Annotated in this window: 10 protein-coding genes and 2 pseudogenes; 1 reads left to right on the forward strand and 11 read right to left on the reverse strand. The window is 45.7% G+C overall.

Annotation, left to right across the window (positions count from 1 at the left end; genetic code table 11):
- From THEPK_RS01630 to ppcA, 11 genes and pseudogenes are all read right to left on the reverse strand, one after another.
- Nucleotides 1-169, reverse strand: a pseudogene (locus tag THEPK_RS01630) (IS982 family transposase); the annotation flags it as partial.
- Between the two features lie 201 nt (nucleotides 170-370).
- A complete protein-coding gene (locus THEPK_RS12375) occupies nucleotides 371-892 on the reverse strand; it encodes a hypothetical protein (RefSeq protein ID WP_052315868.1) in 522 nt (173 codons plus the stop codon).
- A gap of 19 nt (nucleotides 893-911) precedes the next feature.
- Nucleotides 912-2,450: a tetratricopeptide repeat protein gene (locus THEPK_RS01640; RefSeq protein WP_042697560.1), complete on the reverse strand. Its 1,539-nt coding sequence runs from the start codon at nucleotides 2,448-2,450 to the stop codon at nucleotides 912-914.
- A complete protein-coding gene (locus tag THEPK_RS12885; RefSeq protein WP_156882106.1) occupies nucleotides 2,437-2,583 on the reverse strand; it encodes a hypothetical protein in 147 nt (48 codons plus the stop codon). The genes THEPK_RS01640 and THEPK_RS12885 overlap by 14 nt, the downstream gene beginning before the upstream one ends.
- The gene (locus THEPK_RS01645) at nucleotides 2,570-3,520 is read right to left on the reverse strand and encodes an ADP-ribosylglycohydrolase family protein (protein WP_042697563.1); all 951 of its coding nucleotides are present in this window, start codon (nucleotides 3,518-3,520) and stop codon (nucleotides 2,570-2,572) included. The genes THEPK_RS12885 and THEPK_RS01645 overlap by 14 nt, the downstream gene beginning before the upstream one ends.
- A gap of 2 nt (nucleotides 3,521-3,522) precedes the next feature.
- Entirely contained in the window at nucleotides 3,523-3,864 is a 342-nt protein-coding gene (locus THEPK_RS01650; protein WP_042697566.1) for a gamma-glutamylcyclotransferase family protein, read from the reverse strand.
- A gap of 3 nt (nucleotides 3,865-3,867) precedes the next feature.
- Complete coding sequence (locus tag THEPK_RS01655; RefSeq protein WP_042697568.1) at nucleotides 3,868-4,833, reverse strand: class II glutamine amidotransferase; 966 nt, start codon at nucleotides 4,831-4,833, stop codon at nucleotides 3,868-3,870.
- Entirely contained in the window at nucleotides 4,826-5,788 is a 963-nt protein-coding gene (locus THEPK_RS01660; protein WP_042697570.1) for a hypothetical protein, read from the reverse strand. Before THEPK_RS01660 ends, THEPK_RS01655 begins: the two co-directional genes overlap by 8 nt.
- 2 nt (nucleotides 5,789-5,790) lie before the next feature.
- A complete protein-coding gene (locus THEPK_RS01665) occupies nucleotides 5,791-7,338 on the reverse strand; it encodes an MBL fold metallo-hydrolase (protein ID WP_042697574.1) in 1,548 nt (515 codons plus the stop codon).
- Between the two features lie 185 nt (nucleotides 7,339-7,523).
- Entirely contained in the window at nucleotides 7,524-7,985 is a 462-nt protein-coding gene (locus tag THEPK_RS01670; RefSeq protein WP_042697576.1) for a DUF1931 family protein, read from the reverse strand.
- A 506-nt stretch (nucleotides 7,986-8,491) separates the two neighbouring features.
- Nucleotides 8,492-9,601 carry a phosphoenolpyruvate carboxylase gene (gene ppcA / locus THEPK_RS01675; RefSeq protein ID WP_394296066.1) on the reverse strand — a complete coding sequence of 370 codons (1,110 nt, stop codon included), beginning with the start codon at nucleotides 9,599-9,601 and terminating at the stop codon, nucleotides 8,492-8,494.
- A 70-nt stretch (nucleotides 9,602-9,671) separates the two neighbouring features.
- Here ppcA and THEPK_RS01680 point away from each other — a divergent pair.
- Nucleotides 9,672-10,071: pseudogene (locus THEPK_RS01680) on the forward strand (IS6-like element ISPfu2 family transposase); the annotation flags it as partial.

Consider the following 10,071-nt stretch of genomic DNA (forward strand, 5'->3'; position numbering starts at 1 on the left):
CGTGCTTGTAAACTCCTCCGAAGTGCAGGTGGGCTAGTATTGCGAAGGTTATCAGGTCGTAGAGGCTGATTACTTCCCTGCGAGTGTTTTTCGGGTAGTGTTTGCTGATTATCGGATAGATTTCGGATTTTATGATCAGGATTTCCTGCTGAAAGTTCATAACAACCACCAATCAACCAAAAGACTTAAGTGCTTATAACTCTAACGATCTAATGGGAACTAGGGTAAATACATCATACCTTCTCTTTGACTCACAAAAAGACCAAGGAATATTCCTTCGGGAATGAGCATTATCAAGCGCCCCCGAATTTACAATACTCCCTAATCGGATACTTCCATTATTCTGGATTGGAAGTGTAAACTTCTTTTTTCAGCCCAAGCTCTTGGTAGATTCCCCCTCCCAGTCATCCAGCGGACTTGAAAGCTTCTCATTTCTGATGTGGACGGAATACCACAGGCCCCCATAGCGCTTTAGATAGTCGAGCTGCCTGACCACTGTGCTGTCAGGGAGTGGAACTATCAAGAGGCCGATATCATCCCTCTGAAGGTTTCTGCGGGCTATTTCCCTCAGCTTTTCAACTTCCGGGTTTCCCCCAATTTCTATTCTCTCCGCTTTGAAATTACGTCCAAAGACCTTTTCCGCCATCTTTATGAGCTCGGGATCTTTGGTAACGTAAATCCCCACCATCAGGAGAGCATCTTCAAGCATATTTTCAATGGAGGGAATCCAGATTACTGATCTTTTTCCCAAGTCTTTCTCAAGACATGGGTAGAGCGGTATCAGCTCCCAAGCTGGCATGTTGTTCTCGTAGAGAACCAATAGGTAGCCCGGGTTAGGCAGGCCTAGTGTGAGGTACGGCCGGTTCCCCCACGAGAATGAAGGCTGTAGCACCCAACTTCATCACCCAAGGTTAATCGTGTTCAATCCTTTTGAGCCTTTCTGCAACATCCTGCAGGAGCTTCTCACATTCTTGTGTCTCAGTTAGGGTCTGGTATTCTTTCCCATTTAGCATTGAGAGCAGAGCCCCAGCTAGTGGCCATTCTTCTCTGTTAATTCCTTCAAGCATCCCTCTGGCCTCTTCTACGCTTAGATTCCCTCCGATCAGGTCTAGAGCTATCTTGAGGGCATAGACGTCAGTGTGAGAATCGCCTGTCATTTCGATTATCCTGTTGATGGCATCGTCGTAGAGTGAAGCATCTCCCAACTCATGCTGTGTCGAGTAGTGAGTGCAGATCGACTTCACCATGGAGCTGACGGCCTCTTTCTTCATGCCGAGGTCTGCATAAGTAAGGGCAAGATTGTGCAGAACAAGGCCCTTCTCCTCGGGCGTCTTTGCGTATTCCAGTGCCCTCTTAAGTACTGGGAGTGCCTCTTCAGGGCGATTGGTTTCATAATAGTGAGTCCCCAAGTTGTTTAGCGTTATGGAGTGATACTCCGGAACGACCCCAAGCTCTATGGCTTTCTCCTCGAGCTCTAAAGCCAGCTTGAGGTATCTCTCTGCCTCCTCCGGGTAGTTCTGTTGTGGGAAGTAAATCAGGCTGACCGATGTAGCAACGTCCGCTGCTTTAATGTAATGCTCTGCAGCCAGTTCGCTGTCTCTATCTGCTTCTCCGAAGATTTCATGTAGAAGCCTCGTGAGCTCGTCTTCACTCTCACTTCCTTGCTTTTCCCCGTAATACTCGGCAATGCTAGTGAGCAACTTTATGTACCCGTCCGCATAGAGGAGCTTCTCCTGTTGCCAGGCTTCTTCATAGGCTTTCTTGAGATCAGCTAAGTCACTCTCCGAGAATCCTTTCTCCAAGAATTCCTGAACTGTTATGCCTTCAGGCTTCACGAGCTTTTTAATCTCCCTGAGCCGTTGTTCCTTTCTACGTTGTTCCCTTTGGAAGTGGATCTCAATTTTGAGTTCCCGTAGGTATTCCTCCATGTCCAAGCTTTTCTCAAGGAATTCCGGGGAAAGCAAGAGCAATTCCCTTACCCACTCATTAGGCGGATTGAGAATATCTTTGCATATTTTCTCTGCAAGCCTGCAGAGCGGTTCCAGCGTGTTCCAGTACATTGGTTTCCTACCACTCACCACGGATTTTGCAACGTATCTTCCCTCAGCGGTTTTTTCGACACCAGTACTTTCCTCAAGCGTCTGTTCGATGGGACACCAAGTCATTGACTTAATAACGTCTAAATCTCCGTGGCTTCCCGCGAGGAACATGCAGTAAAGAAATGCCTTCAACTCTTCGAGAGATACTCCCTCTGAATACCCTGCATATTTCTGGAGATAATAGATAACTGTAGCAAGCATTGGTCTTCTTCTTGCGGAAGCAAAGTTTCCCCAGTCCTCGCACATTTCAGAGTCTCTGAGTCTTTTGAGAAGGGATTCAATGACATCTCTCCTTTCTTCGTAGAGTCTTAATAATGGGCTCTTTATTCCAATTTCATTACTTTCTCTCATCTCTCCGGCCTCCGCAACAAATCTCGTTCATTATCTCTAAAAATCCTCTCCACAGAGCTTTTCCAAGCATAATAATGAAAAACAGAAAGCCAATCCAGACCAGAAGGGCTAAGGCAACTTCAAGAGCCTTCATTCTGGTCACCAAGGAGGCTCTCAATAAACTCGTCGATGATCTCTCCAGCGTATCCCCTTGCTTCTATCTTCTCAAGCCACTCTCTCGGGATGAACTCTATTCCGTAATAAGTACCGGCCAGACCACCGGTGACTGCTCCAGTCGTGTCAGCGTCTTCACCTAGAGAAACTACCTCTTTTATTGCATCCTCAAAGTTCTCGTTTCTCAGAAAAGCCCAGAGGCTTGCTTCAAGTGTGTGAACAACGTAACCGCTACCCTTAATATTCTCCCTGTTTTCCCGGTGGATGTTCCCGTTTAGAACCCTCTCATAGTGGACGAGCTCTTTGGCGAAGGGATCGGCAGAGTATGCTTTCTTTGCAGTTGCTATTGCCCCATAATACGCTTTGAACTTATCCATTCCACCGAGAATGTTCCACACGATCAGGGAATAAATTCCACACCCGATGAGCGAGCGAGGGTGCGCGTGGGTAATCATCGAGACCTCATGGATAATCTTCAGCCGTTCCTCCAGCGAATCAAGCTTGAAGTATGCATAGTATGCCGCTGGCAGGATCCTCATCAGTGAGCCGTTGCCGTTGTCCCGCTCACCCCTGCCGCCAGCCTTTAGAGGAGGAACACCACTGGCAATGCGTTCTATTGCTTTCGAAGTTGTCTTCCCCCGGTCAAATGCATAACCCCTCGGCGTGAATTCGCCGTCGTAATACCAGCGGAGGAAGTTCTCCGCGATCCTTTCAATATTGTATCCCTTTGTTAGTGCATGGGCAGTTGCAAGAGTTAGGGAAGAGTCATCACTCCAAAGACCATCTAGCATCGGGATTTCTTTGGGTTTGGGATAATTTAGCTCCATGGCAAGCCTGCTGGTAAACTGGAAGGTCAAGCCGAAAGCATCCCCAACGAGGACTCCCCAGAGCCCACCCTCAAGCTTCGAGCGGACCACTTTTACCACCCTTCCAGATCAACATCATCAAAATCCCCACTCTCAACTTTTTCTCCGCGTGGTCCATGTGGCCACTCCCAGAGAAAAGCCCTGCCGAACTTTGTACTGAGCTCAACTGGTCTGTAGCCAGCGTTCGTCTCCATGCGGTTAATGCCTTCAAATATCTCATCGGTTACCTCATACACCTCAACCTTCAGATTTCCACTACCTCTGACGGCGTAGGGGAGGGCATCAAAGTAAAGCTCGTACCCTGTAATCCAGTCTTCGCCGAGGAAGCGGGCACCTTCTAGGTACCAGTGAAGTGGTTTGCCCCTCCTCAAAGTGCCGTAAACTGCTATTCTCATCGTTTATTCCCCCACAATCAGTTTTACTATCGCTTTCCTGTAGTCGTTTATTGTAACTCCCTCTTGAATGCGTTTCAAGAGTTTCAGATCTATGAGCCGCTTAACGGTCTCATCGAAGTCGACTGATTCCCCGTTTAAAACTGCGCGGAGAACTTCTATGGCTTCCCTGTCGAACATTGGCTCAATTTCCTCGCCCACTCTGAGTAGCAAAGCACCATCCCTGAAGATGTAGAGCTTTCTCGCTTCGAGCCTTTCCCAGTTTTCGTTCGTGAGCTTTCTTGTTGCTATCAGGTATGCGTATTCGTCTTCAGACTTCACATCCCCAACCGCAACTTCGAAGTCCTCATCAAGGAGTCTAGCGCGGCCTTTATGAGGTGGATGTCTCTTCAGCAGCCACATGCCCTTTCCAGGGTAGTGACTGTAAGCAAAAAGGTACCTCCCGTTGCTCATGAGCACGTTAAGGGTTCCGTAGTCACTCAGCTCATCTAACAGCTGGTAAAGTCTTGTAAAGAGCTCCCTTATGGTTCTTATCCCTTCCAGGTTCTCCATTATGTAACAGAATGCGGTTTCTGAATCCGTTGTTCCAAGAGGCTTGAAACGCTGGGGCAATTCTTCAACCCCGTGTAGCACCCCATTATGGGCGAAAATCCACTCATCATACTGTCCAATGCTCTTTATTCTCCTCACGAAGGGGTGCGTGTTTAGGTACCCTACTTCGCTGGTGGCAAACCTAACGTGGCTTATGATTATCTGGCTTCTCACATCGAGTTTTGGGAGCGTTAAAGCTATCGCGCTTTCAGGTGCTGGAATTGGCTGTTTTATCAGTGAAGCCGCCCTCTTTCCATCTGCTGTTAAATACCAGCCAACGCCCCACCCATGCGGGTTGCGCTCCCCTTTTCTCAAGAAGCCCCGCCATGTAAAGTTAACGTTTACCTCTTTGTTTGCGTTCACACCGAAAAGCTCACACATATTCATTCCTCCGGATTACCTCATAGATTCTCAGTGCGATATCCTTATCTGCCAGTTTGATGTCCCTCTTGAACCTGCACACGATAATAGGCTCTGGGAACTTTTCTTTGCCGGTGATCTTCTTCAATTGGTTAATGAAAGTCCTTGGCTTCTCAGTTAGATATTCCCGAGCAATTTTGAAACCAGTGTTCTCTTCCAAGCTGAGGAATGGCTCGTATCCATTTCCGGGTTTCGTAAGGTACCTGATCATGTTCTCATCGGCAACATAGAGCATGTATCTCTTGATATTCTTCTGCTGTTTTCTGAAGAGGGCCAGCTTGAGAATGTCGGCAAACACCGCTCCTGCATTATTGGGCAGGGGCACATAGTTGTCATTGATTTTTTTATGGAACTTCATTTCGAATGCTATGGCTGGCCTGTTCTTATTCGGTGCCGGTGCAACAAACGTGTCAAGCTTTGCATAGTTCCTATTTGGGACTTCTGGATGGGGATACTCGAGATAAATATCAAGCGGGCTTACATCCCCAACAGTTGTCAATGCATAAAACATCATGTATCTGATAGTGTCTTCACTCTCCTGCCAAATGGCTTTTAATTCCGAACGTCCCTCAATTACAGCGGTGAGCCTTTTTTCTAAGAGCATGAAAAACTCCTTGAAGATTGGATACATCCTTCTGTCGAATTCACCGGGAGGATATTTTCTAAGAGTTATTTTCTCTATTTTGAATCCGAGCTTTTTCAAATATCCCACAGCCTCGTTGGTTGTAAACCCCTTTAGGAACTCACCATTGGCGTATTTGTTGGTTAGTGAGATCACGTATTTTGGAGGGTATCTCTTTCCAGCATAAATCAAAAAAGTATTGCGCGCGTCATGCTTCTTGGGTACGCCATTTATGTCAATTTCTTTGAGAGCTTTCAGCACGTGTTCACGGGAAATGTTTTCAGGAATGGGCATTATCACACCTCCCAGCTCTCTCCATCCTTCAACATGACAACTTTCTCATTCCACCTCTCCTTGAACCACTCTGGACTTTCCGTATGGACTGGAATGATGTAGTCTGGGTCAATCTCGTCAATGACCTTCTCCAGCTCCTCCCTAGAGATGTGCCCCGAGGCATGGAGACCCTTCTCAAATATCGGTTTTCCCTCGTCATCAACACTAAAGCCACGAACTTCAAAGCCAAAATATTGCAACCAGTTCCACAGGCGGAGGAAGCTAAAAGTCTGCTCTTCCGTAAAGGCCTCGCTAGAGGAGTAAATGTAAACTCCTCCATCAGGCATTACATCGAGGAGGTGCGGCATGTCGTAAAACGAGAAGCAAAGGATGTAGTTCTCCTCATTCCTGCTGATCTCCTCGGGAGTTATTCCAATCTCCGGATAAGTTAGGAAGATCCACCCCTCCCACTTCTCTGGCTTTGCCTTCGAGTTCATGTACACTTTCAGCCCGGAAAGGTGATCTTCCCCATCCACAAGCCCAATGGCATGGAGAAAGTATGCGTCCTTTGTCGTGACGACAAGTTCCCGTCCCGTCTCCTCTGCAATCCTCCTGAAGCTTTCCAGCCTCTCGAAGTTCCTCGCCGAAAAGTCCGCCACTACAAGTCCTTTTGCTCCTTCCAAAATGGCTTTGGCATTCTCGTAGACTTCCTTTTCTGAAACGTTTTCATCATGCCCTCTTCCGGCTCTCGTACCTTCCGTGATTAGAACGCTCGCACTCTTTGCGGCTTTCACGAACTTTTTGCTTTCTTCTCCGTTCTTACCGTGAAGTCTGAAGTCGCCAGTGTAGGCGAGTGCAGTGTTGCCTTCAACAATATAAGCCAATGCACCGTAAATGGAGTGATCCACCGAATAAGCACGAACTTCAAAGCCTAGTTCCCCTTCCTCTAGGTGGTGAACTTTTCCAGGCCGGATTGATTTTGTTTTTCCCTTCTTCTTGGCTAGTTCAACATTTGCAAGCCAGCTCAAGAAGCTTAAGCCCTTTTCGGGAATTTCATTTGTGAGAATTATATCTCTACTCACATAATATTTGCTATTTGCTTCGAGAATGTAAGGGTTTGCATTATTTGGATTTCTGGGTGTGTAGTAAGGAAGCTCCATTCCTAGGTGGTTTCCTCTTGAGGTATCTCTGAGAGCTTTAAGAATTACCAGAGTCATCGGAGAGCCGACGATTGGAACACTCTCATCAAGCAGTGCAATGTTTCCAACGTGATCAAGGTGAGCGTGGCTGATTAGGACAGCATTTACAGGGATTTTTGGATGTTTGGCAACTTCATCTGCAATATCTGAGGGAATCAAATCCCTCCTGTAAATATTTAGCCTTGGTATCAGATTGAGCCTCCACAGATCGTAAATTCCCCTTGCAGTTCTCTCGCTTATGAATTCTTCATAATAGCGTCCATACTTTGCAAAGTTCATTCCAAAGTCCAAAAAGATGCCATTTTCGTTTTCCTGAATGTGTATTTTTGAACCACCGATAGTGTTCATCCCATCATAAATGGTTACCTTCATTGTGAAATCCCAAATAGCAATATCACTTTTGTTATTTAAATCAGTTTTGGTGTTTTTAACGCTGTTCAAGCGGAAAATTTCTGTTTTCCGTGTTATTGTGGATATTCTTCCAGTTATACGCTCAGATTTAAGAAACCTTAAAATTGGAGAATCAAAAGGAGTCAAGCAATTCAGAGGTATAATCCTCACAGCGTATAATCCAACACTTTCTTGGCTTCCTCGATGTGCTCGGGATAGACGTTCCTTATCTCCGGGTGGAGAGCTTTGATAACCCTCCCTATGAGGACGAAGAGCGTTCCAGTAATTATAGGGAGTTCATCGACTAACTCCTCTTCTAGGGGCATTTCGGCAGGTATGCTTGCAAGTACGAACTTTCTTATAGGCTCGATCTCAACCTTCTCATCCCTGATTACGGCTCTGAAAAGGTTCATTGAGTTCTTGAAGCCCTTTGTAAGTGGCAGGTGCCTGAGCTTTATTGTGTCACTCCCCTCTGCTATTGCGTTCTCATAGGCAACCTCAAAGAGGTCAGCAAGCTTCTTCTCCACTATGTCCATCATTTCCTCCGCTCTTGGCTTTGTGAGTGCAAGCTCACATGTCTTCTCAAGAATCTTCTCCAGCTGTGGGAAGGGGATTATCATGTTTGCCATCTCCCTCACCCCCTCCCTCCTTTTGCTCTCGATGTATATTTAAGTAACTAAAAGTATTTAAATTTTTCTCAGAACTTACTAGAACACTCCGTGCAAAAACATAAAGAATGAAGAAAAATCGCACTGCTTGCTTTTTTCTCTGAAAGAGTAATTGAAGGGCAATCTTTAAAGAACCGAAACTCTTTTAAACTTTGCAGAGTAATAAGAGCTTGAAAAGGCCAAACTTAGAACCCGATGAGACGAGGGGTTTCATGTTACCACTCCGCCTTGGAGTGGTTGACGCCGTAAGGCGTCCTTGAGAAACTACCCTTTAGAGCAGTCAAAAACTGGAGATTCGCCTCTCAAACCATAATCCCAAGTCCCCTTTGGGGATAGGGGTAACGGGCACAAGACCGTGCCCTCGGGCTGAACCGAAACCGGCAACGGGAGTAGGTGATGGGCCCGTAAACCTCTCCGCCATTGGCGAGGGATTAAAGCTTAACCTCTCGCTAAAGGCGGAAAGGAGGTCAGCCGAGAAATCCTCTGATACCAGCCGCCTCTACCACAAGGCTCTCTTCAATTTTTCCATTCAGTATCTGAGTGGTCATGCTTAGATGCCTTTCATCCTTTTCTATGCCCATTTCTTTTTGCATTTTAGCTATATCTTCCAAAAATTTGAAATGGGAAGCCGCTTTTGGATTAAAAAATCTTAACGCAAAAGATATATCATTATAAAGCCCCCTGTAGTGTTCACATATTGTCTCCAGCTCCTTTTCACTTAGCGCTCTTAATCCTAGGATTTCTGGAGGTATTCCGAGAGAGTACAGAGATGCCGTGAACTTTATAGCCCTCGGAAGGGCTTCTCCATTGACCTCTCTTGAATACCCAAAGAGCCCTATGTGAAGCTTCCTTTTCCTTCTTGAGGGAACAGCCTTTGCAACCTCTCGTATATATGGGGCGAGAATCTTAAGTTCCTTGGTGTATTCTTCTTCATATTTGTCGAGTATCCCAAATATTCTCTCATCAATTGCTGGCGTTTCTTTTCTTTTTGTACCTTTTACCTTTTCAATAGCTTTGATAACTTCTTTAGGCTCATTATCATATTTAAATGAGCTTTGGACAGTAAAGGTCTGGGCGCTGGGATATTCTTCCATTACTGCATCAACATTCTTGGGTGTGAAATGTCCCCTAAAAGGGGCCCCACCGACACCGATTATTGGATATATGGGGATGCTTAGTTCTTCTTCAAGTTCTTTGAGTTTGAATAAAGCATATTTGTCATAGATTACCGCACTTATTAGACCATAGTTCATTGCAGGGTCGCTTCTGGCCAAAAATACCCTCTGGTACTCAAAGTTTTTTCCGGTTAGATATTCCTCCAGAATTTCGTGGGAGTTCATAATAGCTTCTTTTGTCTCAAATAAGGGGATGACGTTTATCTCTTCTGGATAAAATTCTCCAATCCACTCGTAGATTTTAACGTCGTACACCCTTTTGTACTGCTTTCCTATGATATACCTTTTGTAAAGCTCGTACACCCTTTCGAGTTCTTCAGAAGAAGTTGTCATGGGTAATATAACTTCAAAAATTGGAGCGATTTCCTCTCCGTAAAATAACTTTGCATAGTCGGCGGAGATACTGTTAGGATAAGCGGTAGGGCGTTAGGTTTAAGTTTCTGATAATTTTTCAGAAAAAGAAGGGAGAGAAATGAAGGCTGAGAGCATTCTATACTCACTGATTTCAGTCTTAAAACCTTTTCGCCGCAACAAAATCCCACCAGAAAAGAAAATCAGAGCAGTAGAACTATACCTGCGAGGCCTCAGCTACAGACAAGTCGGAAAAATCCTCAAAATCAGCCACACAACAGTCTGGGAGGCAGTTCAAAAACTAGCAGAAGCAGTTTACCAGCCAACACTCCTCGCAGTAAGAAAACAGAGGAATTTTATCGCAGTTGATGAGACTGTCGTAAAAATCAACGGGGAGAAGAGATTTCTCTGGGCTGCACTTGACGTTGAGAGCAGGGAAGTTCTCGCAGTCTGGATTACAACAACCAGAAACTGGTGGATTGCTAGAGACTTCATTCTGGTTGTTTTGAAATCCTGCAAAG

It is taken from the genome of Thermococcus sp. PK, from assembly GCF_000430485.1.
Classification (GTDB): domain Archaea; phylum Methanobacteriota_B; class Thermococci; order Thermococcales; family Thermococcaceae; genus Thermococcus_A; species Thermococcus_A bergensis.